Raw genomic sequence first — 26,081 nt, 5'->3', positions numbered from 1 at the left:
CCGGTCTAGGGCCTGTCGCTATACTGCGCGTCAACTTCACGGACAAAAGAGCCGAGCTCAGTGAACCGGCCCACGCCAGTTAAAACCGATAACTTCTTCCTGCTGATCTTCCGTGCACTGCGCCACCGCCGTGTACCGATTGCATTGCGCATTGCCAGCCATAACGTGATCCTGGTCGCTCTGGCCCTGGTGATCTATGCCGGGGTGATGGGTTTGCAATTCAAGCAGGCCATGCATCAGCAGGCCGATGCGCTGGGCGAAAGCCTGACCACGCAGACCGCGACCTCGGCCACGGAGCTGTTGGTGTCCAATGACATCCTCAGCCTCAACGTGCTGCTCAACAACCTGACCAAGAACAAACTGGTGGCCCACGCGGCCATCTACAGCGTGGATAACCGCATCCTCGCCGAGTCCGGTCAGCGGCCCAAGCACAGCCTGCTGGGCGAAGCCGAAGGCATGTACGAGAGCAAGATCACGTTTCAGGACGTGACGGCCGGGCAACTGCGCATCAGCCTGGACATGGATCAGTTCCAGCAGCCGATGACCATCAGCCTGCAAAGCATGGGCATTCTCAGCGGCATTCTGCTGGCGCTGTCGCTGGCCTTGAGCCTGCGCATGGGCCGCTATCTGTCGACGCCGTTGCTGCAATTGCGCGTCTGGTTGCGGCGCATCGACGAACACACGCCGGGCATCGATCGTCAGGATGAAATCGGCGATCTTGCGCGCCAGCTGCACGCCAACTACGCGCCGGAGCCTGCACCTGAGCCGGAGCCTGAGTTCGAGGACGAAGAAGACGAGCCGGAATTCGAGGTGCGCAACTTGCGTGATCCGAGTTTTGACGAATCCCGTCCGATGGCCGCCCAGAAGCCGGCACCGCGACATCTGGTCAGCACCGTCGAAGACGATGATGACGATGACGCATTCGCCGACCTGCGCGACGAGTCGCTCAACGACGCCCCCCAAGCCGTTGTCCGCCAACCGTCTCCAAGCGTGCCGCAGCACTCCGCCGTGCTGGCCGTACAATTGGGCTCGCAGGAGCAACTGCGGCGCTTGCCGCGGGCACGCCTTGAAGAATTGCAGGAACGTTATCGCGACTGCCTCGATCAGGCCGCTTCGTTGTATCAGGGCGAAATCGAAACCCTGAACGATGGCAGCACGCTGATGCTCTTCCACACCGAAGACTGCGGCGACGACTACCTGACCAACGCGATCTGCTGCGGCGAGCTGCTGCGGGCGCTGGGTCACCAGCTGCAGATTGAAGTGGCGGACAGCGGCATCACCCTGCAATTGCAACTGGGCCTGACTCTGGGCGATGAGTTGTTCGGCCTGAGCCAGATCGATCTGCTGCTCACCGACTCGGCGCAGGACGCCCTGGCCTTGTCGCAGCACAGCCGCAACTTGCTGCTGGTTGAGCGCAAGATCAGCGACGATGCCTTGATTCGCCAGCGTGCGCGGATCCGGCCGATTGCCAGCCCTGAGGGTGCTTGCTGTGTCGAGCGTTTGATGGAGCCGTATCCGTCGATGCTCGAACGGCAACTGGCGCGGATGCATGAGCGTCGGGCTTAAGCCTTAGGCCTGATGTGAAGAAGCCCGCAGACGAGTGATTGTCTGCGGGCTTTTTTGTGGGTGACTGAAAAGCCCCTCACCCTAGCCCTCTCCCCAAGGGAGAGGGGACTGATTTGGGGATATTGGAGAGCTACACCGACTTGAGCGCCCTGCTGTGAATCCAGAATCGCCAAGCTCTTTCAGGTCGACGTATGACGCAAGACACCTCGGTCAGTCCCCTCTCCCTCTGGGAGAGGGTTAGGGTGAGGGTAGAAACAACAAAGCCCGCACAAGGCGGGCTCTGTTCTGACTCGATCCAGGCTTAGAAGCGGAACACTTCCATATCGGTACGAATCGGTGATGCCATCGGAATCTTCGGCTGCTTTTCGGCTTCGGCCGCTGGCGCTGCCGGCTTCGGTGCCGCTTTACGCGGGGCCTCGGCCACTGGCGGCTGATTGGCCAAGGGCTTGAGCGCTACCGATAATTGCTCGGCCAGACGCTGCAGCAAAATGCCTTGAGCCTGTACCTGCGACGCGGTACTGCCAGCATGCAACTCCTGCAGATGAACGATGCGATTATCACGCACCTGACCTCGACGGTCGATCAGACGCCATTGCGCATCAAGGATCGCCGGTTGTTTCTGGCCGGAGTCCAGACGCGTAATCGTCAACAACACCTGTACATCCGGAGTGAACCCCGTTGTGGCCGGTGCCAGCACCACACGCTGGCTGTCCAGATGGCCAGCGACCTGACGCATCAGCAACTGATCGATATCCGACGAAAGGCTGCCCGCCCAACGACCGTCGGTCGCCGCTTGCAGGCTGCCGTCCGGTTGACGTTGCAGCAATGTCTCACGTTGCAGGTAATCGGCTACGACTACCGGGCCTAACAAAACCGCCATGCCTGCGCTTTGCGCAGGCTGAACCGGACTTCCGCTGTCCAGTTGATACAGCGACACCGGCTGGTGAACGCTGCAACCCGCCAGGCCCAAAACGCCGGCGAGCAGGAAAATAAGGGGGCGCAGAGCAGTCATCATCCCGTCCAGGTGGCCGCCACAAGGCTGACCACAGTGAAAATACTCAATAAATATGAAGAACGCTCAGCCACGCCGGCGCTTGGAAAGGCCATATCATCCGTGAATATGCGTTCCGACTCCAGCGCCAAAGCGTCGATCTACGCGTTAAATCGTGGATCGAGCTCTCTAGGACGCCTAATTGAGGTTTTCGACGAGCAGCGCATCCACTCTCTGGAAGCCCCTCGGCAGCTTATTGCCACGACGGCCACGCTCACCTTTGTAGTGTTCGAGGTCGTCAGCCTTCAGCGACAGGGTCCGTTTTCCGGCCTGCAGCACCAAGGTGGCGCCTTCCGGAAGCACGGCGATGTCCGTGACATATTCTTCGCGACTGGCCACGCGTTCACCGGAAATACCGATGATCTTGTTGCCTTTGCCCTTACCTAATTGTGGCAGATCGCTGATTTTGAAGATCAGCAGGCGACCTTCGGTCGTTACCGAGGCCAACCAGTTCTGTTCACGGTCAGCCACCGGGCGGGGCGCGATCACTTTGGCGTTGTTCGGCAGGCTCAACAGGGCTTTACCGGCCTTGTTCTTGGCTTGCAGGTCTTCGCCTTTCACCACGAACCCGTAACCGGCGTCGGAGGCGATCACGTACAACGCATCGTCTTCCGGCATCAGCACGCATTCGAAGCTCGCACCTGGCGGCGGCGTCAGACGACCGGTCAACGGTTCGCCCTGGCCACGGGCCGACGGCAAGGTGTGCGCGGCCACCGAGTAGCTGCGCCCGGTCGAGTCGATGAACACGGCAAACTGGTTGGAACGCCCCGCCGCCGAGGTCTTGAAGCCGTCGCCAGCCTTGTACGACAGGCCGGTGGCGTCGATGTCATGACCTTTGGCGGAACGAATCCAGCCTTTTTCCGACAGCACCACGGTGACTTTTTCGTTCGGCAGCAGATCGTGTTCGGTCAACGCCTTGGCTTCAGCGCGCTCGACGATTGGCGACCGACGGTCATCGCCGTAGGTTTCGGCGTCTTTCAACAGCTCGGTACGCACCAGCTTCTTCAGTTTGGCTTCGCTGCCCAGCAAGGCTTGCAGCTTGGCTTGTTCCTTGAGCAGTTCGTCCTGCTCGTCACGCAGTTTCATCTCTTCCAGCCGCGCCAACTGACGCAGACGGGTGTCGAGGATGTAATCGGCCTGAATCTCGCTGAGGGCGAAACGCTCGATCAACTTGGCTTTCGGGTGCTCCTCGGTGCGGATGATGTGGATCACTTCATCCAGGTTGAGGTAAGCGATCAACAAACCGTCCAACAGGTGCAGACGACGCTCGACCTTGTCGAGGCGGAATTGCAGGCGGCGACGCACGGTCAGCACACGGAATTCCAGCCATTCGACCAGCAACGCACGCAGGTTTTTCAGCTGCGGCTTGCCGTCCAGGCCGATGATGTTGACGTTGACCCGGTAGGTCGATTCCAGCTCGGTGCTGGCGAACAGGTGCTGCATCAGCGCTTCGTGATCGACGCGGCTGTTGACCGGGATGATCACGATGCGGCACGGGTTTTCGTGGTCGGACTCGTCACGCAGGTCAGCGATCTGCGGAGCTTTCGACGGCTTGGCCTGCATCAGCGCAGCGATCTGCTCCAGTACCTTGGCACCGGAAACCTGATGCGGCAGCGCGGTGACGATGATGTCGCCGTCTTCGACGTGGTACACGGCACGCATGCGCACCGAGCCCTTGCCGGTTTCGTACATCTTCAGCAGGTCGGCGCGCGGCGTAATGATTTCTGCTTCGGTCGGATAGTCCGGGCCTTGAATGTGTTCGCAGAGCTGTTCGACCGTGGCTTTCGGCTCATCGAGCAAACGCACGCACGCCGTGGCGACTTCGCGCAGGTTGTGCGGCGGCACGTCGGTGGCCATACCCACGGCAATGCCGGTGGTGCCGTTGAGCAAAATGTTCGGCAGGCGCGCCGGCAACACCAGCGGTTCCTGCAGGGTTCCGTCGAAGTTCGGCCCCCAGTCGGCAGTGCCCTGGCCCAATTCACTGAGCAGCACTTCGGAATAACGCGACAGCCGTGCTTCGGTGTAACGCATCGCGGCGAAGGACTTCGGATCGTCCGGCGCACCCCAGTTGCCCTGGCCGTCGACCAGCGTGTAGCGATAGCTGAACGGCTGCGCCATCAACACCATCGCTTCGTAGCACGCCGAGTCGCCGTGCGGGTGGAACTTGCCGAGCACGTCACCGACGGTACGCGCCGATTTCTTGTGCTTGGAATCGGCATCCAGCCCCAGCTCGCTCATGGCGTAGATGATACGCCGCTGTACCGGTTTCAGGCCGTCGCCGATATGCGGCAAGGCACGGTCCATGATCACGTACATGGAGTAGTTGAGGTAGGCATTTTCGGTGAAGTCAGCCAGCGAGCGGCGTTCTACACCGTCCAGGCTGAGATCAAGGGAGTCGCTCATGCGGGCCTCATCGGTTCGTTGTCTGGCGCAGCAGCATGGTGCCACCGCGCTGAGTAAATTCAAGTTTGTTCAGGGCGCTCATACCGAGCAGCACCTGATCGCCATGCAGCCCCGGCGCCACCAGTGCGCGGACGTCGCGCAGCACGATGTCGCCCAGTTGCAGGCGGTCGATTTTGGTTCGATAGCCCTGGCTCAGGCCGTTGGCCGTGCTCAGGGTCACACCGAAACCTTCTTCCAGCTTCAAACGCTTGGCCAGATCCGCCGGGATCGCGACATCGGTAGCGCCGGTGTCGAGCATGAACTCGACCGGCTCGCCGTTGATCTGACCGCTGGCGACAAAATGCCCTTGGGCGTTGCCGGCCAGTTTCACTTCGATAAAACCTTCGCCCTGCTGCGAACTGACCACGACGTTCGGATTCTGCTGGCGTTGCTCCCACTGGCCGAAAAACCGCGTGGCGAGAAACAGCGCCGCGCACCAGGCCAGAATCATCAACACCCGACCGGCGCGTTTGCCCGGTGGTTGCTGGCTCACGGCTTGGCACTCCAGCCACCGTCCGGCGCGGCGAAACGCCAGACGATCGGTCGAAACTCACCGTCGGCACGCGGACCAAAATTATTGTCGACGCCGACCCATGCACCGTCAGCGTCAACGATCAGCGCCTCTTCCAGCCCGTAGTTCTGCGAGTAACGGCGGTCAGCCTGCAACAGTTGCGCAGCATACGACCAGCACTGCTCGACCAGAGCGGTCTGTGGGTCGCGGCGACAAATCCGGAAAGCGTTGCGTTCAAGGGTAAACAATTTGCCGTTGAACAACGAAATATCGGAAAAGTCCCTATTAACCGCTTTGGCGTGGGGGAACTGTGGCGGCTGCATCTCCTTGCCGCCCTCACTGAGCAGCACGCAACGACCGTCGCAATCCCACACCGTCTGTTGGCGCTTGATCAGCAGCAAACCACGGCTTTGCCGTTCGGCGGCCAACCACATCTGATCGCCCGCCGGGCTGATCGCCAGGCCTTCGAGGATCGCATTGAAATGCAGGAGCATGCCGCTGGCCCGCGCTTCGCGCACCATCATCGGCGAGATCTTCAGCCAGTTGGGCGGACCGCTGACGGGCACCTGCAACACCGCGGCATGACCTTCGCTGACAACATAGCGGTTGCCGACGCTGTCGCAGGTGATGCCTTCGAAATCCAGGTCGCCACCGCGCACGAACGACGCGGCCCAATTGCGCGAGCGCAACCCCCACGGCAAACCGGTCTCCGGCACCAGCGGCACGTCGATATGCACGGCTTCGGCCTGCCAGACCTGAGCGGCGGTATTGAGCCGATAGATCTGATCGTCATCGCGGTCCGACACCGTCCACAACTCGCTGCCACACATGGCCAGCCCCGACAGGTTACCGCCGCGCATGCCATCGACCGGGTGTTCGGAGAGCACGCGCAATTCCTGCAACGGCTCGGCCGACACACTCATCGAACTCAGCAGCAAGGCACCCGCCAAGGCCCAGCCAAACCGCATCAGGCCAGCACCTCGGCGAGGTTGCCTTTGGATTCGAGCCAGGTCTTGCGGTCACCGGCGCGTTTCTTCGCCAGCAGCATGTCCATCATTTCCGAGGTTTGCGCGAAGTCTTCGCCCAGCGTCAGTTGCACCAGACGCCGAGTGTTCGGGTCCATGGTGGTTTCACGCAGCTGCGGCGGGTTCATTTCACCCAGACCTTTAAATCGGGTGACCTGCGGTTTGCCGCGTTTCTTCTCCGCGACCAGGCGGTCGAGAATGCCGTCGCGCTCGGCTTCGTCGAGGGCGTAGTAGATCTCTTTGCCCAAATCGATGCGGTACAGCGGCGGCATCGCGACGTAGACGTGACCGGCATCCACCAGCGGGCGGAAATGCTGGACGAACAAGGCGCAGAGCAAGGTTGCGATGTGCAGACCGTCGGAGTCGGCGTCGGCGAGGATGCAGATCTTGCCGTAGCGCAGCTGGCTCATGTCCGCCGCCCCCGGATCGACACCAATGGCCACGGCAATGTTGTGCACTTCCTGGCTGGCGAGCACTTCGCTGCCGTCGACTTCCCAGGTGTTGAGGATCTTGCCGCGCAACGGCAGGATCGCCTGGAATTCCTTGTCCCGCGCTTGCTTGGCGGAACCACCGGCGGAATCACCTTCGACCAGGAACAGCTCGGAACGCATCGGGTCCTGCCCGGCGCAGTCCGCCAGTTTGCCCGGCAGCGCCGGTCCCTGGGTAACGCGTTTACGCTCGACCTTCTTGCTGGCCTTGAGGCGGCGACCGGCGTTGTTGATCGCCAGTTCCGCCAGGGCCAGACCGGTTTCCGGGTTGGCGTTGAGCCACAGGCTGAACGCATCCTTGACCACCCCGGAGACGAACGCCGCCGCTTCACGGGATGACAGGCGTTCTTTGGTCTGGCCGGAGAATTGCGGCTCCTGCATTTTCATCGACAGCACGAAAGCGATGCGCTCCCAGACGTCTTCCGGCGCCAGTTTCACACCGCGCGGCAGCAGGCTGCGAAACTCGCAGAACTCGCGCATCGCATCGAGCAGGCCCTGCCGCAGACCATTGACGTGGGTGCCACCCTGCGCCGTCGGGATCAGGTTGACGTAGCTTTCCTGTACCGCATCGCCACCTTCCGGCAGCCACAGCAGCGCCCAGTCGACCGCTTCTTTGTTACCGGCGAAAGCGCCGCAGAACGGCTCGTCCGGCAGGCGTTCGAATTCGCTGACGGCGTCGACCAGATACGAGCGCAGGCCGTCTTCGTAATGCCACTCGACTTTCTCGCCGGTGCCTTTGTCTTCGAAGCTGACCAACAGGCCCGGGCACAATACAGCCTTGGCCTTGAGCACATGCTTGAGGCGGCTGATGGAGAATTTTGGTGAGTCGAAATACTTCGGATCCGGCGCGAAATACACGCTGGTGCCAGTGTTGCGCTTGCCGACGGTGCCGACGATCTCCAGTTCCGAGGCTTTGAAGCCGTCGTTGAAGGTCATCTGGTATTCGTTGCCGTCACGCTTGACGCGCACGCGAACTTCGGTCGACAGGGCGTTGACCACGGAAATACCCACCCCGTGCAGACCGCCGGAGAACTGGTAGTTCTTGTTGGAAAACTTGCCGCCCGCGTGCAGCTTGGTGAGGATCAGCTCAACGCCCGACACGCCCTCTTCCGGGTGAATGTCGACTGGCATGCCACGGCCGTCGTCGCTGACTTCCAGCGAATGGTCGGCGTGCAGGATGACCTGCACCGATTTGGCGTGGCCGGCCAGGGCTTCGTCGACGCTGTTGTCGATGACTTCCTGAGCGAGATGGTTCGGCCGACTGGTGTCGGTGTACATGCCGGGGCGTTTGCGCACCGGGTCGAGGCCCGAGAGGACTTCGATGGCGTCGGCGTTATAAGAGCTAGCGCTGGGAGTGGCCATAAGGTCTCGTCGTCAGTGTTCGGTGAAAAAGGAATTCATGGGGCCTTCGCTCACAATGCGGTGAAGTCGATGGCCTGATACAAATCGGCGCCAATGCCGGCAAAACTCAGCAACGCCGGCAATTGCCCGGCAAAGCCCTGAAAACTGTGATCGCCGCCGGCCTGAATGCGCAGGGCACAGGCCCGGTAATACTGCTGGGCGAGGCGATAGTCCAGTGTTTCATCGCCGGTCTGCAACCACACCTGATAGCGCTGCGGATCCTGAGGCGCCGGCACTTCCAGTTCGGCCAGCGCCGTAACGTGGTCGTGGGTCAATTCCCAGGTCTCATCGGTGTACAGGTTTTTCTGCGGGCCCAGATAGCCGTCGAACATCCGGTGCGGGCTGACCGCCGGGTTGACCAGCAGGGCTTTCAGGCCATGGCGCTCGGCCAGGTGAGTCGCATAGTAGCCGCCGAGTGAGCTTCCCACCAGCAGCGGGCTGCCCAGTTCGGTAATCGCTTGCTCCAACTGACCGATGGCTTCACGCGGGTGGTGATGCAGGGCTGGCACACGCAGTTGCTCGCTCAAACCCAGCCGCTCCATCACCGCGACCAGCTGACTGGCTTTTTTCGAGGCCGGGGCGCTGTTGAAACCGTGGATATAGAGGATCGAACCGGACATTGGAGCTCCCTGGGTGTCGGTTTGGGTTTGCGGAGTTTACAGGGAGAGAAGAGCGGATTGGGGGTGGTTTCGAGAAATTGGTCATTCAGCAGGGGCGGCCCTCACCCTAGCCCTCTCCCAAAGGGAGAGGGGACTGATTGGGAGATATTAAAGAGATACACCGACCTGAAAGTGATTGGGCGAATCCATAATCGACTCGGTATTTCAGGTCGGCGTATGACGCCAGACACCTCGGTCAGCCCCCTCTCCCTCCGGGAGAGGGCTGGGGTGAGGGGCTTGTGATTGGCAATCAGTAACCGTCAGAGCCGTAATCAACGGTAAAAGCAAAATCGGTGACGCGCTCCACGTCGGTTTCCAACCGTCCATCCGGCAACAACCGCAACCAGCGATACCCCGGCGCCTGTTCGCCGACCTTGAAATCTTCACTGCCGGGCTCGAACTGAATGCAGGTCGACGGCGATGCCATCAGGCGCACGCCATTGCGTTCGCGATCAAACGCCTGATGCACATGCCCCCACAAGACTGCACGGGCCTGCGGGAAACGATCCAGCACCTCGAAAAACGCTTCGGGATTGCGCAAGCCGATCGGCTCCGCCCACGCACAACCGATCGGCACCGGATGATGATGGAAGCACACCAGATGATGGCGTTCTGGCGCTTCGCTCAGCGAGCGCGCCAGCAACTGCAATTGATCGTCCTGCAGATAACCGGGAACCGACCCCGGCACAGCCGAATCCAGCAGCGTCACCCGCCAGTTGCCGATATCGACCACGGGCTCCAGCAACGTGCTCTGCACCGCAGCCTGGGCCATGATCACAGGCTCGTCATGATTACCGGGAATCCAGCGCGCCGGCGCGTCGATCTGCGTGCTCATCTGCCGGAAGGCCTGATACGACTCCAGCGTGCCGTCCTGGGAAATATCACCAGTGGCCAGAATCAGGTCGATCTGCGGCTGCTGCCCCAGCACCAGCTCAATGACTTTTTGCAAGCTCTCGCGGGTGTTCATGCCCAGCAGCGTGCCACTCGCCTCGGCGAACAGGTGGCTGTCGGACAACTGCACAAGCAGCGCCGCATCGGCGGTGGTCAACGTGGATACGCTCGGCAAGGCGTTCTCCCAAGGCAAATGCACGGAATCGATCAAGTGCCGCAATTATGCTGGGGGATCAGTAAAAGAGGAAACCGGCGAAGCGGACGCAGTTCACAACTAGCGAACGACTTCGTACTCGTGGCCCAACGCCAGGCAATGACTCAGCCACTCCCCCAGGAACAGATTGAGCTGAGCCTTTTCATCCGGCTGGTGCATCGCCGCATTCGGATAAGGATAGATGCCGCGAAAGCGTCGTGCATGCTCGGCGCTGACCACTTCGGCCATGCGCGCGTCGTGATAGACCTGCACTTCCAGTTGCGGCACCGGCAGCCATGGCAGACTGTGTTCCTGACGCACCTGCAAGGTGGTGGTGTACGGGCAGGTCTGCAGCACTTCAAGGGCCAGCACGCCGAGCATCTGCTCGCCCTGGGTCACGGCAATGCGCCGCGCTTCGGGCTCGTTACGCATGTCCGGCAGCAGTCGCATCAGGCGCGCATAGTTGGCCTCGCAGGCGGCTTGCAGCCCTGCGAGGTCGACTCGATAGCGATCGCGCAACTTGTTTACGACCATAACCCCCTCACTTCGGCGCGGTTCAGCGCCAGCCACTGCAAAGCGATGATGCTCGCCGCGTTGGCAATGCGTCCGTCACGGACGGCCTGCAAGGCATCTTCAAAGGCCCAGACCGTGACGCGGATATCTTCTGCCTCTTCTTCCAGGCCATGCAGGCCGCCAACGCCCTCGGTGCTGCAACGCCCCAGATACAAATGCACGAATTCGTTGCTGCCGCCCGGCGACGGGAAATATTTGGTCATCGGCCACAACGCCTTGATGTCCAGCCCAGCTTCCTCCTGCGCCTCGCGGTGAGCAACTTCTTCCGGTTGTTCATCCTTGTCGATCAGACCGGCGACCAGTTCGACCAGCCACGGGTTATCGGTCTTGCCCATGGCGCCGATGCGAAACTGCTCAATCAGCACCACTTCGTCGCGCTGCGGATCGTACGGCAGCATGCACACGGCGTCGTGGCGGACAAAGATTTCACGGTTGATTTCACGGCTCATGCCACCGGCGAACAATTCATGGCGCAGATGCACACGGTCGAGCTTGTAAAAGCCCTCGTAGCATTTTTCGCGCCGCACGATATCGACGGCGGTCGGCGTGGCGTTGGCAAAATCAGTCATGAGCATCCTCTTTACTGCAGATCCATTACGAGCGGCCTTTGTGTGACTGGCAGGCTCGGCTTCGCGCCATCCTAACGCGCCCGCACCGTTTGATGCAGCCCCTTTACCGTCAGCGGGATGGACGGTGACGGCGAAACCCACTCTAATTAGCTTAGTGGCGAACTGACTGCTTCTGCGAGAGTCGAAGCGGATATCTTTTTGCCTTCCCCTGCTTTCGAAAGGACGCCCATGTCGCTTTTCAAAATTGCCTCCGTGGCCGCCATCGCCCTGACCCTCGGCGCGTGCGCAAGCCTGTTCCAGCCCAACTACCGCACGCCGCTGGAAACCACCCGCGATGCGTCGGAACAACTGAAACCGGGCTGTTCCAACCCTGATTGCCCGCTGGTGAACATCGATACCCTGCGCTTCCCGGCCGAGCCTGCACTGGACGGCATCATCGAAAAACGTCTGCTGCAAATGACCCGCACCGAGCCAAACGCACCGGTAGCGCCGACCCTGGCCGCCTACCGCGAGCAGTTCCTGGCCAGCGCCGGCCCGCGCAACAGCAGCTATCTGCAAGCGAAAGTACGCGAGCAGCATGACGGCTTGGTGATCATCGAGTTGTCGAGCTACCTCGACACCGGCGGCGCCCATGGCACACCGGGTCGCGGGTTCATCAACTATTCGCGCCAGCAGCACAAAGTGTTGAACCTGTCCGACATGCTGGTCCCGGGGCAGGAAGAGGCGTTCTGGAAAGCCGCACAAGTGGCGCACAACAGTTGGCTGATCAGCACCAAGCTCGATCAGGAAGCGGACTTCGTGAAGAGCTGGCCGTTCGTGAAAACCCCGAACGTGGCGCTGACCTATGGCGGCGTGATCCTCAAGTACGACGTGAGTACCCTTGCACCTTACGCGCTGGGCCACGTCGAATTGAAGATTCCTTACCCGCGCCTGAACGGCATTCTCAAGCCCGAGCTGTTTCCCGGCCGTAACTGAAGGCCCGGCCAAGCACCAGTTGCAACAGCCCTGCCAGCACCAGCGCCGGCAGGGTTGCGCCGACATCCGGATACAGATTCGCCAGCACGTGGTAAGTGCTCACGCCACCCAGCCACGCCAACAACGCCGGCCAGCGCAACGCGGCTGATGCGACCTGAGCGCTGCGCTTGCGCAGGATGAAGTGATCGACCAGCACCACGCCGAACAGCGGTGCAAACACCGAGCCGATCAGCAGCAGGAAATTCTGGTACTGCGCCAACGGCGCCAGCAGGGCAATCAGCGTACAGATCACGCCGATGGCCAACGCCAGATGCTCGACTTTCAGGCGCAACAGAATCCCGCTCGATACCGCTGCCGAATGAATATCGGCGAAGGCATTTTCCGACTCATCGAGCAGAATCAGCAGCAACGGAATACCCAATCCGGCACCGGCCAGCGCCAACAGCAGCGCATTGACTTCACCGCTCGGCGCGAACGCCAGGGTGTAGGCGACGCCAAGGCTCATCAGCCAGAAGTTGCCGATAAAGAAGCCGACGGCGGTGCCACCGAAAACGTTCCTGGCGCGCTTGCCGAAACGCGAATAATCGGCAATCAGCGGCAGCCACGACAGCGGCATGGCGATGGCAATGTCGAAGCCCACCGCGAACGGCATCGAACCGTCACCGGCGCGCGACCAGAGACCCGCCAGATCGGCTTTGGCGAACAGGTTCCAGGTCAGCCACAGGCACGCGGCCAATAACAGCCAGATCCCCCATTTGCGCAGGATCTGCCGCACAAACGTCAGCGGCCCGCTGACCGCGAGCAAGGTTGCCAGCGCGCCGAAAAACACTGTCCACAACAGCGGGTTCGACCACAGCGAACCGTCGCTGAACGCACGTGTGCCGAGCAGGCTCGCGGCGTCGCGCATGACGATGATTTCGAACGAGCCCCAACCGATCAGTTGCAAAAGATTGAGCAGCGCCGGCAGGCTCGCGCCTCTGCGACCGAGGCTCAGTTTCAGCGCAGCCATCGACGACAGGCCGGTGTCGCTGCCAATCACGCCGACGGCGGCCAGCAACAACACGCCGACCAGCGTGCCAAGGAAAATCGCCAGCAGCGAACCGGACAGGCCCAGACCCGGAGCAAGCAATGCACCGGTCTGCAAAACCATCAGGCCGATGCCGAGGGAAAACCACAGGGAAAACAGATCGCGACCGCCGAATACACGCTTGTCGGCGGGTACGGCGAGGTCGGGGGAATAAGTGCCGGGTTGAATGCTCAAGGGTGTTATCTCGGAGGAGTATTTTTTGTCATTGAGATCTCTGGTACCTGTGATGGTCCCTTCGCGAGCAAGCCCGCTCCCACATTTGAAATGCATTCCAATGTGGGAGCGGGCTTGCTCGCGAAGAGGCCGGTACAGGCACCGAACTTCAGGTCAGGTCAAACCTTCTTGTACAGCTGACTGCCTTCCTTTTTGAATCGCTCGGCCTGTTCCGCCAGGCCTTGGGCGACGTCCACGTCGACCGCGTCGATCCGTTGGTTGGCCGCGTATTCACGGACTTCCTGAGTGATCTTCATCGAGCAGAATTTCGGCCCGCACATCGAACAGAAGTGCGCGACCTTGGCCGAATCCTTCGGCAGGGTTTCATCGTGATAGGAACGCGCGGTGTCCGGATCCAGGCCGAGGTTGAACTGGTCTTCCCAGCGGAATTCGAAGCGCGCCTTGCTCAGTGCGTTGTCGCGAATCTGCGCGCCCGGATGCCCTTTGGCCAGGTCCGCTGCGTGCGCGGCGATCTTGTAGGTGATGATCCCGGTCTTCACGTCATCCTTGTTCGGCAGGCCCAAGTGTTCCTTAGGCGTCACGTAGCAGAGCATCGCGCAACCGAACCAGCCGATCATCGCCGCACCGATACCCGAAGTGATGTGGTCGTAGCCCGGCGCAATGTCAGTGGTCAGCGGACCGAGGGTGTAGAACGGCGCCTCGTCGCAGCACTCCAGCTGCTTGTCCATGTTTTCTTTGATCAACTGCATCGGCACATGGCCCGGGCCTTCGATCATGCATTGCACGTCGTGCTTCCAGGCGATCTTGGTCAGCTCGCCAAGGGTTTCCAGTTCGCCGAATTGTGCTTCATCGTTAGCGTCGGCAATCGAACCCGGACGCAGGCCATCGCCCAGCGAGAAGCTGACATCGTAGGCCTTCATGATTTCGCAGATTTCGTCGAAATGGGTGTAGAGGAAGTTCTCTTTGTGGTGCGCCAGGCACCACTTGGCCATGATCGAACCGCCACGGGACACGATGCCGGTCACGCGTTTGGCGGTCAGCGGCACATAGCGCAGCAGTACGCCGGCGTGGATGGTGAAGTAGTCGACGCCTTGCTCGGCCTGTTCGATCAGCGTGTCGCGGAACAGCTCCCAGGTCAGGTCTTCAGCGACGCCGTTGACCTTTTCCAGCGCCTGATAGATCGGCACGGTACCGATCGGCACCGGCGAGTTGCGGATGATCCACTCGCGGGTTTCGTGAATGTGTTTGCCGGTGGACAAGTCCATCACGGTGTCCGAACCCCAGCGAATGCCCCAGGTCAGTTTCGCCACTTCTTCTTCGATCGAAGAACCCAGGGCGCTGTTGCCGATGTTGCCGTTGATCTTCACCAGGAAGTTACGGCCGATGATCATCGGCTCCAGTTCAACGTGGTTGATGTTGGCCGGAATGATCGCGCGGCCACGGGCGATTTCTTCGCGGACGAACTCAGGGGTGATTTCTTTCGGAATGCTCGCGCCGAAGCTGTGGCCGGCGTGTTGTTGCTGCAACAGGCCGGCAGCGCGGGCCTCTTGCAGTTTCATGTTTTCGCGGATGGCGACGTATTCCATCTCGGCGGTGATGATGCCTTTGCGCGCGTAGTGCATCTGACTGACGTTAGCCCCGGCCTTGGCGCGGCGCGGGTTGTTGACGTGGGCGAAGCGCAGCTTGGTCAGCTCGGCATCGGCCAGACGCTGCTGACCGAAGTTCGAACTCAGACCCGACAGACGCTCGGTGTCGCCACGGTCGTCGATCCATGCCGAACGCACATCGCCGAGACCTTTGCGCACATCGATCACCACGTTCGGATCAGTGTACGGGCCCGAGGTGTCGTAGACGGTGACCGGCGCGTTGATTTCGCCGCCGAAGTCGGTCGGCGTCACATCAAGGGTAATTTCGCGCATCGGCACGCGGATGTCCGGGCGCGAGCCCTGAACGTAGACTTTTTGCGAACGGGTGAACGGCTTGACCGATTGCTCGTCGACCTTGGCCGAGTCACTCAGGTTGATCGCGTTTTTTGATTTTGTAGTCATCACGGGCTCTCCAGACAGCATCCAGGCAGTGGATTGTCGGAGCAGAACCTGAAAGGCACGGACGCACCAGAACCGGTGCTGTGCATCGTCGTCGAGCGTTCGATTGTCGAACAATTTCCCGGACGAAGCACAAGAGGACTCGCCGGGTGACGAGAAATCTTGTTCCCTACGCAGGCGCTAACCTGATCAGGTTCAACGGGATCCGAAATTATTCGATCTCAGCCTCATAGCAAGGCACCCCGACAAGAACCCGGCCAGTCTAGACACAACGGGCAAAGAACGCCAACACCGCAGCAAACACCATGATGAATGGCGCAAATACACAGGTTGGGCCGATTGTTGTGATCCGATTGCGCAACTACACTCGCTTTGCCCCGCCACGCCTTGACGCTGCTGGGCTTGCGCCTTACCTTTGGCGCCCGGATTACTTCCATAATATTAATGCTAGGGATCGCCTCATGCTGCGCAAACTCTCACTGGCTGTTGCCGTGTCTTGTGCGTCCAACGCAATGGCCTGGGCAGCAGAAGCGCCCTTGTCGACCAAAACCGACCTGGTCAGCGTCTATCAGGAAGCGGTCGACAACAACGCCGATCTGGCCGCCGCCCGTGCGCAGTACGGCGCACAGAAAGAAGTGGTGCCACAGGCCCGCGCCGGGTTGCTGCCAAACCTGTCGGGCGGTGCCGAAGTGGCCAATGTGCGCACCTCGATCGATCAGCCTTCGGCCATTGCCAATCGCAGCGCTCACTCTTATCAAGCCACTCTGGCGCAGCCGTTGTTCCGCGCCGATCGCTGGTTCCAGTACCAGGCCGCGAAAGACGTCAACGAGCAAGCCGCGCTGCAACTGTCAGCCACCGAACAGAACCTGATCCTGCAATCGGCCGAGAGCTATTTCAACGTGCTGCGCAGCCAGGACAACCTGGCCTCGACCAAGGCCGAAGAAGCCGCGTTCAAGCGCCAGCTCGACCAGTCCAACGAACGCTTCGATGTCGGCCTGTCGGACAAGACCGACGTGCTGCAATCGCAAGCCAGTTACGACACCGCGCGGGCCAACCGCATCGTCGCGCAGCGTCAGGTCGATGATGCGTTCGAAGCGCTGATCACCCTGACCAACCGTCAGTACAACTCGATTCAGGGCATCGTCCATACGCTGCCGATCCTGCCGCCGGCACCCAACGATGCGAAATCCTGGGTCGACACGGCGGCGCGGCAGAACCTCAATCTGCTCGCCAGCAACTACGCGGTCAGCTCCGCCGAGCAAACGCTCAAGCAACGCAAGGCCGGCCACTTGCCGACCCTCGACGCCGTGGCAAAATACGAGAAAGGCGACAACGACGCCCTCGGTTTCGCCAACCCGAACTCGTTTGGCGCACCCTACGGCGGCAACGTCGAGCAGAGCACGCTGGGCCTGCAACTGAACATCCCGATCTACAGCGGCGGGCTGACCAGTTCGCAAGTGCGTCAGTCTTATGAACAACTGAATCAGAGCGAGCAGCAGCGCGAATCCCTGCGTCGTCAGGTTGTGGAAAACACTCGCAACCTGCACCGCGCAGTGAACACCGATGTCGAACAGGTGCAGGCGCGCCGTCAGTCGATCATTTCCAACCAGAGTGCGGTAGAAGCCACGGAAATCGGTTATCAGGTCGGTACGCGCAACATCGTTGACGTACTCGATGCGCAGCGTCAGCTGTACACCTCGGTGCGCAACTACAACAACACCCGCTACGACTACATTCTCGACAACCTGCGCCTGAAGCAGGCAGCGGGGACATTGAACCCGGGTGATCTGGAAGACCTGCGGCGCTATCTGAAAGCCGACTACAACCCGGACAAGGATTTCCTCCCGCCGGATCTGGCCAAGGCTGCTGAAGCACAGCTCAAGGCGCGTCCCTGAAATAAAAAGATCGCAGCCTGCATTGGAATACGTTCCCTGTAGGCGCTGCCGCAGGCTGCGATCTTTTTACGTTACTTGATCAGTCTGCCCAAACCATCCAGCAAACGCTGCAACGCGCCCTGATTGCGGCGCATCACTGCCAGCCCGGCCTCAGCCATGCGCTGCGCATCACGCGGCAGCTCAAACAAGCGCTGCACTTCCACCGCCAGCCCTTCGGCATCATCCACTTCGGCCAACGCCCCGGCTTCGCGCAATTGCGCGGCGATGTCGAGGAAGTTGAACAGGTGCGGGCCGCTGATCACCGGTTTGGCCAAGGCTGCCGGTTCCAGCAGATTGTGCCCACCGTTGGTCACCAGGCTGCCGCCGACGAACGCGCTGTCCGCCAAGGCATAGAGAAACAGCAACTCGCCCATGGTGTCGCCGAGCAGCACGCTAGTCTGCGCATCAACATTGGCCGCGGTCGAACGCCGCACCGTGGCGAAGCCTTCGCGCTGGCACAGCTCGAACACTGAATTGAAGCGTTCCGGGTGACGCGGCACCAGAATCAGCAACGCATCCGGGTGATTGGCCAGCAAGCGACGATGAGCGTTCAACACCACTTCGTCCTCACCTTCGTGGGTGCTGGCGGCGATCCACACCGGACGCTCCTGCGCTTGCCACTGGCCGCGCAGTTCGGCGGCGCGTTGCAACAGTTGCGGGTCTATCGTCAGGTCGAATTTGATTGAACCGGTGACCTCGACGGTTTCCGGGCGCGCACCCAGATCGCGGAAACGCTGGGCTTCAGCTTCGGTCTGCACGGCGAACAGACTCATCTCGGCGAGCATCGGCGCGGTCAGTTTGCCGAAGCGGCCATAACCACGGGCCGAACGCTCGGACAAACGGCCATTGGCCAGCGTCACCGGAATCCCGCGCTTGGCGCACTGATGAATGTGGTTGGGCCACAGTTCGGTTTCCATGATCACCGCGAGTTTCGGCTGAACACGATCAAGAAAACGCGCCGCCGCACAGGGCAAGTCGTAGGGCAGATAGCAATGCTGGATGCGCGGCTCGTTGGCGAACAGCGCCTGAATCCGCTCCGAACCGGTCGGCGTCATGCAGGTGACGGTGATCGGCAGCTGTGGATAACGTTGCAGCAAGGCGCGAATCATCGGCGCCGCAGCAATGCTTTCGCCCACCGACACGGCGTGCACCCAGATGCCGCCGGGTTGCAGCGTCGGCATGCCATAGGAGAAACGTTCGCCAATCCGCTTGGCGTACGCCGGCGCCTTGCGTGCGCGCAGCCACAGCCGAATCGCCACCAATGGCAGCCCCAGGTAAAACAGCGCGGTGTAGAGAGTTCTATTCATGGCGGCGGAGTTTATCGACTTTTGTCGCCGATCGCCCGCAAGTGCACGGCAAAACGTTCGGCCAGCCAGCGCGCGGCCGGGCCGAGTGGCTCGTCGCGGCGCCAGACCAGTTCCACCACCAGCGCCGGTGGGGTCCATTCGCTGTCCAGTTCAACCATCAAACCTTGATACGCCGAGTACTGCACCACATGACGCGGCAACCAGGCCCAGCCGAGGTCGCGCACCAGCCATTCGGACATGACGTAAAAACTGTCGGCGCGCCACACCTGCGGGCTGGCCGGCTCGTTGCCGGGATAAACGCTGGTTTGCGTAGACATGAGCAATTGCCGGTGCTGCGCCAGTTGCTGACAGGTCACGTAAGACTGCTTCGCCAGCGGATGATTGATGCCGCACACCGTGACCATTTCCACGCTGCCGAGCACGCGGCGCTCCAGCGCTTCGGGGATTTCGTCGTGATAAAACAGCAAACCGAGGTCGGCGCGACGCTCCACCAGTTTGTGCGCGACTTCGCCTTGAGCGGCGCTGGTCAGTTGTACTTCCAGGCTGGGAAACTGCTCGGCCAGTTCACCGAAACTTTCCACCAGCGCCTGATACGGCATTGCCTCATCCTGAGCCACGCGCAATTGCGCTTCCTGGCCGCGCAGCATCGCCATGGCCCGACCGTTAAGGCGTTCGCATTGGCGCAACACTTCCCGCGCCTCTTCAAGCAACGCTTCGCCGGCTTCAGTGAGCGTCGGCTGACGACCGCTGCTGCGCTCAAACAGGCTGACACCCAAGTCATCCTCAAGCATGGCAATCGCGCTGCTGATCGCGGACTGCGCCTTGCGCTGCTGGCGGGCCACGGCGGAAAACGAGCGGTATTCGGCGACGTCGACAAACACCCGCAGTTGATCGAGATTCCATTGCATGCTGCTCGCTCACCCATCTTAAAAACAGATAGGTAATGACTTTACCCCATCTGGCGAGTCTCTAAAATGCCGCCTCAGTCAACAATGTTTCACCTTGAGGATTTCCAACCATGAACGCCTACGCCTACCTGGCCATTGCCATCTGCGCCGAAGTGATCGCCACCGTTTCGATGAAAGCGGTCAAAGGCTTCAGTACGCCGCTGCCGCTCGTGCTGGTCATCGTCGGCTACGCGATTGCATTCTGGATGCTGACGCTGGTGGTGCGCACGGTGCCGGTCGGTGTGGCCTATGCGGTCTGGGCGGGCATGGGCATTGTGATGGTCAGCGTGGCGGCGTTGTTTATCTATGGGCAGAAGCTGGATATCCCGGCGATGCTCGGGATGGCGTTGATCGTGCTCGGCGTGGTGGTGATTCAGCTGTTCTCGAAAACTGCCGGGCATTAATCAGAATTAACGCATTTACCCAAATGTGGGAGCGGGCTTGCTCGCGAAGGCGGTGCCTCAGTTAACAATAATGTTGCCTGACACAGCGCATTCGCGAGCAAGCCCGCTCCCACATTGGCCGATGCATTCCCTCTGTTGATCATCGACAAATCCCGCGCTTTCCCGAGTCTGTATACTGCGCCCTCGTCTTGAACACTGAGGTCGCTGCATGCCATCCGTTATTTCCACCGACGTTCTGATTGTCGGCGCTGGTGTCGCCGGCCTCTGGCTGAATGCGCGCCTGCGCCGCCAGGGGTTTTCGACCGTGCTGGTGGAAAGCGCCAGCCTCGGCGGCGGGCAGAGTGTGAAGTCCCAGGGCATCATCCACGGCGGCGCCAAATACGCGCTGCACGGTGCGCTGACTGGCGCCTCGGAAGCCATCGCCGACATGCCGCGCCGCTGGCGTGAGGCGCTGGCCGGCAATGGCGAGCTGGATCTGTCCGGCGTGCGCCTGCTGTCCGAAGCGCACTACCTGTGGTCGCCGGGCACTCTGGCCGGCAACCTCACCAGCTTCTTCGCCAGCAAAGCCGTGCGCGGCCGGGTCGATCAGGTCAAGGGTGAGCAACTGCCGCCGGCCCTGCAAGACAAGCGCTTCAAGGGTAAGGTTTACCGTCTCGCGGAACTGGTGGTCGACGTGCCAAGCCTGATTCAGCGTCTGGCCGACCTGGCTGGCGACGGCCTTCTCGCCGGGCAAACCATCGAGCCATTGCTGGAGGCGGGCGTGCTGGTCGGCTTGAGAGTCGACGGTCGCGAGATTCGCGCCCAACGCATTGTCCTCAGTGCCGGGGCCGGCACGGCTCAATTGCTCGAAGACCTTGGCCTGACTCAGCCGGCCATGCAACGCCGTCCGCTGCACATGATCATCGCCAAAGGCCCGGGCCTGAAACCGCTGTACGCCCACTGCCTGGGCGGCGGCACCAAACCGCGCATCACCGTGACCACCCATCCGGCCGCTGATGGCCAGTGGGTCTGGTACATGGGCGGCGACATCGCCGAAAGCGAAGGCGTAAACCGCGAGCCGGCCGAGCAGATCGCCACCGCGCAAAAGGAAATCGCCCAGTTGCTGCCGTGGATCGACCTCAGCACCACGCAATGGGCGACCCTGCGGGTTGACCGGGCCGAGCCGCTGCAGACCGGATTGACGCGTCCGGACAACGCCTTTCTCGCCGAACAGGGTCGCCTGCTGGTCGGTTGGCCAACCAAACTGGCGCTGGCGCCGGACTTTGCTGACCGGGTCATCGCCTCCCTTGAGCGCGACGGCGTTCAGCCACAAGCCACTGAAACTTTACCGACCCTGCCAAAACCACCGCTGGGTGTTCCAGCCTGGGAGCAACTGCTGCCATGACGATCGCCACCCTGCACGATCTGCATCGCCCTTTGGGCAGCATCGGCCTGACGGTTTCGCCGCTGGGCCTGGGCACGGTCAAACTCGGCCGTGACCAAGGGGTGAAATACCCCAACGGATTTCAGATTCCCGGCGACGATGAAGCGCGGATGCTGCTGCGTCAGGCACGCGAACTCGGCATCAATCTGATCGACACCGCCCCGGCCTATGGTCGCAGCGAAGAACGCCTTGGCCCGCTGCTACGCGGCCAGCGTCAGGATTGGGTGATCGTCAGCAAGGTTGGCGAGGAGTTTGCCGATGGCCTGTCGCGCCATGACTTCAGCGCGGCGCACACACGAATGTCGGTGGAACGCAGCCTGCAACGTCTTGAAACCGATTTTATCGACCTGGTGCTCGTGCATTCCGACGGCAACGACATGGCGATCCTTGAGCACGAAGAGGTTTACGCGACACTCGCTGTGCTCAAGGCCGAAGGCAAGATTCGCGGCTTCGGCTTCTCCGGCAAAACCGTCGAAGGCGGCTTGAAAGCACTGGAGCAAGGCGACTGCGCCATGGTCACCTACAATCTGAACGAACAAAACGAGAAGGCTGTCATTGACTATGCTGCTGCCCACGGCAAAGCCATTCTGGTGAAAAAAGCCCTGGCCAGCGGTCACGTATGCCTCAGCCCGGGCGTGGACCCGGTGCGCGCCAGCTTCGAATTGCTGTTCGCGCAACCTGGCGTGGCCAGTGCTATTGTCGGGACGATCAATCCGCTGCACCTCGCCCACAACGTTGCGACCGTTGCCCAGGTCCTACGTGGTCACTGACGCCGCCTCGCGGCCTTAAGCAGGAGCCGATATGCCGCGCACGCTCATCAGAAAGAACCCGAGCAACTTCAAGACCCTGCCGCTGTTCGTCGAAGCCACTCCCGAAGGCCTGACCTATCAGAGCGTCGGCATGCCGCTGAACTTCGCGCAGACTTTGCAGCGGCGCAAACCGGTGAGCGTGGCCGACACCGAGCGCTTCTCGCTGGAACTGGCCAACCTCGGGGTCTCGGTGCGCCTGACCCTGCATTGGCAGAATCGTGATTATTGGGTGCTGGTGCGCCAGCGCCGGCAGGATCGCGGCGACGTCGTGCTCAAATTGATTTCCGGTTACGTGCCGGCTCATGAGCTGAATATTCCGCTGCACACGGCCATTCAAGAAATTGCCGAAGAATGCTTGCTGGAGACGCCGGAAGGCTGGCTCGGCGGGCGTTTCAACGACACCTGGCTGCCGGCGCCCTACGCCGCCGCACTGCATTATCGCGAAGCGCTGCCGTTTCGCCTGACCCCGTTGTCCGGCTCGGCGCGGCCGATCCGTAGCGCCAATCTGCAATTGCTCGAACGGCCACGGGCCTATGTGCATCTGCCGACCGCATCGCTGCAATTGATCTACGACCTGCGCCTGGATGTGCCCAAGGAAGCCAAGTCCCTGAGCCTGTTCCATGTCGACGAGCGTCTGGAGGGCGATCAACTGGTGGCCCGGCTCGACCGCAAACGCCCGGATCTGTACTTGATGCCCCTCAAGGACGGCTCGCCACTGGCCGAGCTGTACACGCTCAAGCGCGACAAACTCACACCCGCCAGTACCCGAGGTCTTTATCTGGCCGAGAGCTTTGCCACACAAACCGGCTGGGTTGTGCGCGAGGAGCGGATTCGCTGGAAGGACTGGCTGGTGCAACAGGGCCTGCAGCCGGCGAAAGCCCCGCGTCAGGGGCTCAAGCAGTTGAGTATCAAGGCGCTACGCCTGGTCGGTCTGGGCAAGAAAACCGCCAAATAGCGGTTTAACGGCGGCGATCCCACCACGTGCGCAACGCGGCGAAGAAATGGAAGTAGCGGTTTTCGCGCTTGCCCATGCCGCGCTTGGGCGAGAACGACTCCTCGGCAAATGCGCCGGTAATGCGCACTCGTGATGCCTGAGTCGGCAGTGTGCAGATTTTCGCGTCCACCTGCTGCAGGGCATATTTGAGCAGGCGCTCGGAATGCAGTTTTCTGCCCGTCGCCTTGCAAAAATCGAAAATGCGCTCGATCCGCTTGCCGTACGCAATATAGGTATCGCGCCCGCACACCGCAAAACGGTCGTTCAAACCACCCCACCACTGCCAATCAGGAATGTAGGCGTTGTGTCGCCGCGCCTGCGGATGATTGAACACATAGCCGGGCAACGCCGTGTGGAAAAAGTTATCCGGCCGCACGAACACGACAAAATCCGGATCGAAGGATTCGATCATCGTGGTCACGGTATGCAGCGAGTTGAGCTGATAGACCAGATTGCGCAGCGATGCGTAGTCATCAGCCCAGGTGTCGCCCTGCGCCTTGACCTGCTCGAAATCCCAGCGCTCCAGCACACCCTCGGTTGAGGTCAGCGTGCCGGTCATGGATTCGAAGGGCTGGTAGTTATCCGCCGTCAGCGCGCCTTTTTCGCCCGAGCGCGTGTTTTGCACCTCATCGATCCTGTACAGATGGTAGAAGCACTTTACATCGCTGCCCGCAGGCAACTGCGCCAGCACGTTCTGTTCGATGGAAGGGAAACAGATCGGCGAATTTCTCGGGATCCCGAAGAAAGCCACGGCAATTTTCAACACTCAACAGCACCTTTTGAAAGTAGATCGGGCCTGCTGGCAACCGGATAGACGATATCGCTTACTTTGGCCGAAACAGTTTTTGCCACCAGCGACGAGGTTGCAGAGGCACCACAATGATGTCCGACTTCTGCAGCCAGGCGCGCTCATAGTCCCAGGCATGGCCGCCCCACAGTTTTCCGGCTTCATTGGAAAACCCTAGAGTCATGAGCTGATAGGTATAACCGGCATGAGTGCGCAGCCAGTCGAACAGCACCAGCGTGTTGAAGCCGGTGGAGGGCCCGACGTAGCGCTTGCCGCCCGGGCGATCGACCGGGTAGTTCCACAGCGGCGGTAAAGGAATGCGATCCCAGTACATGGCCACTCGTGGCAGCGGGCACATCGGTGCAGCGCAACCCACCAGCATGCTGAAACAACGCTCGCGCGCCTGCTCGAACATCCGCTGTACCGGCGGCCCGTAAGGCAGACCAAAAAAATACGCGTCAGGCGCGTTATAGCCATGCACGAAAACATTGACGCTGCGCTCGTTGAGCAGCGCTGCCTTGATGCAGGTATTGAAACTGACGACGACGTCATCGACGCCAATGGCCAGCGCCTGAAAGTCCGCCGTCGTGATGGCCGGGTTGTTGGCAATCAGTACAACCCGGGGCGCGCGGCTCAGACAGTCGAGAAGCTCGGCGGGCAAGGCCCCGAGAACGGATTGATCACCACCGGGCAGCGCATCCAGCGCCATGTGCTCGCCGGGTTGCGACGATTGATGATCCTTCATTCAGACTGGCACCTTCATCCCGTAACGCAGTTTCACCCAGAATTGCGTGAACGCCGAAGGCGGTTGCCATGGGCGCATTTCCCGCTGGATTTCCGTGGCCAGTGCCTGACCGACGCGGGCAAAGGAATAGCGGCTTTGCGCGAACTCCTGGCCATTGCGGGCAATGCGTTCTGCCAGTTCCGGGTCGCTCTGCAGCAGTTTGATCTTCTCCACCGCCTCTTCTTCGCTGCGGTAGAACACGGTGTTGTGCATGTCTTCAAAACCGAGCAAGCGGTCTTCTTCGCCCTGGCTCCAGGCCAGCAGCACGCAGCCGCACGCCATGGCTTCGAAGTTCTTGATCATGAACTCGTTCATGCCGATGTCGGCGCTGACGAAAATCCGTATGCGATTGAGCGTCTGCAGGTATTCCTCACCCGACTTGGTGCGAGTCACCAGCATCCCGGTACGCCTGGAGAGCGACTCGAGCATGGCTTTACGCTCGGCATACTCGGTGCTTTTCAGGCTGCCAAGAAAGCCGATGGGAATGTCCCGTTCAACGCCAGTGTTGTGCAACATCTGCTCGTCATAACCTTTGGAGACGAACACCGTGTCGATGCCTTCGGCGAGCATCTTGCGCGCGACCACGGCACCCGACACCAGCGCCCGACAACTCGGCAGGCGACGGTAGAGCCGCGAATACACGCCGCGATACTTACTCGCCGGCATGTAGTTCTGATAGGCGTCGTGCTCGAGGAAGACCAGCCCGGGTATGCATTTGAGCACCTGCAGTTGCGTGGCCAGACGTTTGACCCGGGAGAAAATCACCACGCGATCAAAGGTCTGGTAATCCACCGAGGCCAGAAACTTCCCCAGATTCAACTGCTGCTGTTTGCTCAAACGATAGATGAAACACTCATCACAGTTCTGCTGCACGATGTCGTAGAGCCGGTCGAGAATGACCCGCTGTTCGTCCATCACCAGGAGCATGACTTTCATAGGTTACTCAACCACGCGACGTAGGCAGGCAAGCGCATCGGATTCAAAGCTGCCTACATCAACGGAAACGGTAAGATCCCCAAGGCAAAATCCGTTCACACGCAGT

General features: G+C 60.9%; 23 protein-coding genes and 1 riboswitch. Of the genes, 7 read left to right on the top strand and 16 right to left on the bottom strand.

Annotation, left to right across the window (positions count from 1 at the left end; genetic code table 11):
- The first annotated feature begins 60 nt into the window (after window positions 1–60).
- The gene (locus ACM6IV_RS21455) at window positions 61–1,566 is read left to right on the top strand and encodes an AhpA/YtjB family protein (protein WP_414871540.1); all 1,506 of its coding nucleotides are present in this window, start codon (window positions 61–63) and stop codon (window positions 1,564–1,566) included.
- A gap of 301 nt (window positions 1,567–1,867) precedes the next feature.
- Here ACM6IV_RS21455 and ACM6IV_RS21450 read toward each other — a convergent pair whose 3' ends face one another.
- The 9 genes from ACM6IV_RS21450 to ACM6IV_RS21410 all read right to left on the bottom strand — a co-directional run bounded on the left by ACM6IV_RS21450 (window position 1,868) and on the right by ACM6IV_RS21410 (window position 11,369).
- Window positions 1,868–2,578: a membrane integrity-associated transporter subunit PqiC gene (locus ACM6IV_RS21450; protein ID WP_186621171.1), complete on the bottom strand. Its 711-nt coding sequence runs from the start codon at window positions 2,576–2,578 to the stop codon at window positions 1,868–1,870.
- 177 nt (window positions 2,579–2,755) lie between these two features.
- Complete coding sequence (parC, locus tag ACM6IV_RS21445) at window positions 2,756–5,020, bottom strand: DNA topoisomerase IV subunit A (protein WP_414871539.1); 2,265 nt, start codon at window positions 5,018–5,020, stop codon at window positions 2,756–2,758.
- A gap of 7 nt (window positions 5,021–5,027) precedes the next feature.
- Window positions 5,028–5,552: a TIGR02281 family clan AA aspartic protease gene (locus tag ACM6IV_RS21440; protein ID WP_236428628.1), complete on the bottom strand. Its 525-nt coding sequence runs from the start codon at window positions 5,550–5,552 to the stop codon at window positions 5,028–5,030.
- Window positions 5,549–6,538, bottom strand: a complete 990-nt coding sequence (locus ACM6IV_RS21435; protein WP_414871538.1) for an esterase-like activity of phytase family protein — start codon at window positions 6,536–6,538, stop codon at window positions 5,549–5,551. Before ACM6IV_RS21435 ends, ACM6IV_RS21440 begins: the two co-directional genes overlap by 4 nt.
- Window positions 6,538–8,445 (bottom strand): DNA topoisomerase IV subunit B, encoded by a 1,908-nt coding sequence (parE, locus tag ACM6IV_RS21430; protein WP_160055303.1) that lies wholly within the window; start codon window positions 8,443–8,445, stop codon window positions 6,538–6,540. The genes ACM6IV_RS21435 and parE overlap by 1 nt, the downstream gene beginning before the upstream one ends.
- 50 nt (window positions 8,446–8,495) lie before the next feature.
- Entirely contained in the window at window positions 8,496–9,104 is a 609-nt protein-coding gene (locus tag ACM6IV_RS21425) for a YqiA/YcfP family alpha/beta fold hydrolase (RefSeq protein ID WP_414871537.1), read from the bottom strand.
- Between the two features lie 289 nt (window positions 9,105–9,393).
- The gene (cpdA, locus tag ACM6IV_RS21420; protein WP_414871536.1) at window positions 9,394–10,209 is read right to left on the bottom strand and encodes a 3',5'-cyclic-AMP phosphodiesterase; all 816 of its coding nucleotides are present in this window, start codon (window positions 10,207–10,209) and stop codon (window positions 9,394–9,396) included.
- 99 nt (window positions 10,210–10,308) lie between these two features.
- On the bottom strand, window positions 10,309–10,761 hold the full coding sequence (locus ACM6IV_RS21415; protein ID WP_095113480.1) for a DUF1249 domain-containing protein: 453 nt from the start codon (window positions 10,759–10,761) through the stop codon (window positions 10,309–10,311).
- Window positions 10,752–11,369, bottom strand: coding sequence for an NUDIX domain-containing protein (locus tag ACM6IV_RS21410; RefSeq protein ID WP_414871535.1), 618 nt, complete (start codon window positions 11,367–11,369; stop codon window positions 10,752–10,754). Before ACM6IV_RS21410 ends, ACM6IV_RS21415 begins: the two co-directional genes overlap by 10 nt.
- Window positions 11,370–11,597: 228 nt before the next feature.
- On the opposite strand from ACM6IV_RS21410, the gene ACM6IV_RS21405 reads away from it, so the two are divergent.
- Complete coding sequence (locus ACM6IV_RS21405) at window positions 11,598–12,344, top strand: RsiV family protein (RefSeq protein WP_414871534.1); 747 nt, start codon at window positions 11,598–11,600, stop codon at window positions 12,342–12,344.
- On the opposite strand, the gene cytX is transcribed toward ACM6IV_RS21405, so the two are convergent.
- Both cytX and thiC read right to left on the bottom strand, forming a co-directional pair.
- Window positions 12,313–13,605, bottom strand: a complete 1,293-nt coding sequence (gene cytX / locus ACM6IV_RS21400; protein WP_414871533.1) for a putative hydroxymethylpyrimidine transporter CytX — start codon at window positions 13,603–13,605, stop codon at window positions 12,313–12,315. The genes ACM6IV_RS21405 and cytX overlap by 32 nt on opposite strands.
- 158 nt (window positions 13,606–13,763) lie before the next feature.
- Window positions 13,764–15,653, bottom strand: coding sequence for a phosphomethylpyrimidine synthase ThiC (gene thiC / locus ACM6IV_RS21395; protein WP_414871532.1), 1,890 nt, complete (start codon window positions 15,651–15,653; stop codon window positions 13,764–13,766).
- A 146-nt stretch (window positions 15,654–15,799) separates the two neighbouring features.
- Window positions 15,800–15,905, bottom strand: a riboswitch (TPP riboswitch).
- Between the two features lie 206 nt (window positions 15,906–16,111).
- On the opposite strand from thiC, the gene ACM6IV_RS21390 reads away from it, so the two are divergent.
- Window positions 16,112–17,545 (top strand): TolC family outer membrane protein, encoded by a 1,434-nt coding sequence (locus tag ACM6IV_RS21390; RefSeq protein WP_414871531.1) that lies wholly within the window; start codon window positions 16,112–16,114, stop codon window positions 17,543–17,545.
- Window positions 17,546–17,616: 71 nt separating this feature from the next.
- Here ACM6IV_RS21390 and waaA read toward each other — a convergent pair whose 3' ends face one another.
- Window positions 17,617–18,891, bottom strand: coding sequence for a lipid IV(A) 3-deoxy-D-manno-octulosonic acid transferase (gene waaA, locus ACM6IV_RS21385; RefSeq protein ID WP_414871530.1), 1,275 nt, complete (start codon window positions 18,889–18,891; stop codon window positions 17,617–17,619).
- A gap of 11 nt (window positions 18,892–18,902) precedes the next feature.
- Window positions 18,903–19,799: a LysR family transcriptional regulator gene (locus ACM6IV_RS21380; RefSeq protein ID WP_414871529.1), complete on the bottom strand. Its 897-nt coding sequence runs from the start codon at window positions 19,797–19,799 to the stop codon at window positions 18,903–18,905.
- Window positions 19,800–19,909: 110 nt separating this feature from the next.
- Here ACM6IV_RS21380 and ACM6IV_RS21375 point away from each other — a divergent pair, with 110 nt between their 5' ends.
- From ACM6IV_RS21375 to ACM6IV_RS21360, 4 genes are all read left to right on the top strand, one after another.
- Entirely contained in the window at window positions 19,910–20,242 is a 333-nt protein-coding gene (locus ACM6IV_RS21375; protein ID WP_016985677.1) for a DMT family transporter, read from the top strand.
- A 208-nt stretch (window positions 20,243–20,450) separates the two neighbouring features.
- The gene (locus ACM6IV_RS21370) at window positions 20,451–21,626 is read left to right on the top strand and encodes an NAD(P)/FAD-dependent oxidoreductase (protein ID WP_414871528.1); all 1,176 of its coding nucleotides are present in this window, start codon (window positions 20,451–20,453) and stop codon (window positions 21,624–21,626) included.
- Window positions 21,623–22,435: an aldo/keto reductase gene (locus ACM6IV_RS21365; protein WP_414871527.1), complete on the top strand. Its 813-nt coding sequence runs from the start codon at window positions 21,623–21,625 to the stop codon at window positions 22,433–22,435. Before ACM6IV_RS21370 ends, ACM6IV_RS21365 begins: the two co-directional genes overlap by 4 nt.
- A gap of 31 nt (window positions 22,436–22,466) precedes the next feature.
- Window positions 22,467–23,429, top strand: a complete 963-nt coding sequence (locus ACM6IV_RS21360; RefSeq protein WP_414871526.1) for a metal ABC transporter ATPase — start codon at window positions 22,467–22,469, stop codon at window positions 23,427–23,429.
- A 4-nt stretch (window positions 23,430–23,433) separates the two neighbouring features.
- Here ACM6IV_RS21360 and ACM6IV_RS21355 read toward each other — a convergent pair whose 3' ends face one another.
- Genes ACM6IV_RS21355 through ACM6IV_RS21345 form a run of 3 tightly spaced genes read right to left on the bottom strand, consistent with a single transcriptional unit; the run spans window position 23,434 to window position 25,975 of the window.
- Window positions 23,434–24,234 carry a hypothetical protein gene (locus ACM6IV_RS21355; protein WP_414871525.1) on the bottom strand — a complete coding sequence of 267 codons (801 nt, stop codon included), beginning with the start codon at window positions 24,232–24,234 and terminating at the stop codon, window positions 23,434–23,436.
- A 58-nt stretch (window positions 24,235–24,292) separates the two neighbouring features.
- A complete protein-coding gene (locus tag ACM6IV_RS21350; protein ID WP_414871524.1) occupies window positions 24,293–25,000 on the bottom strand; it encodes a hypothetical protein in 708 nt (235 codons plus the stop codon).
- Window positions 25,001–25,975, bottom strand: coding sequence for a glycosyltransferase (locus ACM6IV_RS21345; protein ID WP_414871523.1), 975 nt, complete (start codon window positions 25,973–25,975; stop codon window positions 25,001–25,003).
- Window positions 25,976–26,081: the final 106 nt, after the last annotated feature.

Source organism: Pseudomonas sp. IT-347P (assembly GCF_949768005.1).
Lineage (GTDB): Bacteria > Pseudomonadota > Gammaproteobacteria > Pseudomonadales > Pseudomonadaceae > Aquipseudomonas.
The sequence above is the reverse complement of the archived record's forward strand: the minus strand, read 5'-3'. Positions and strand labels throughout refer to the sequence as shown.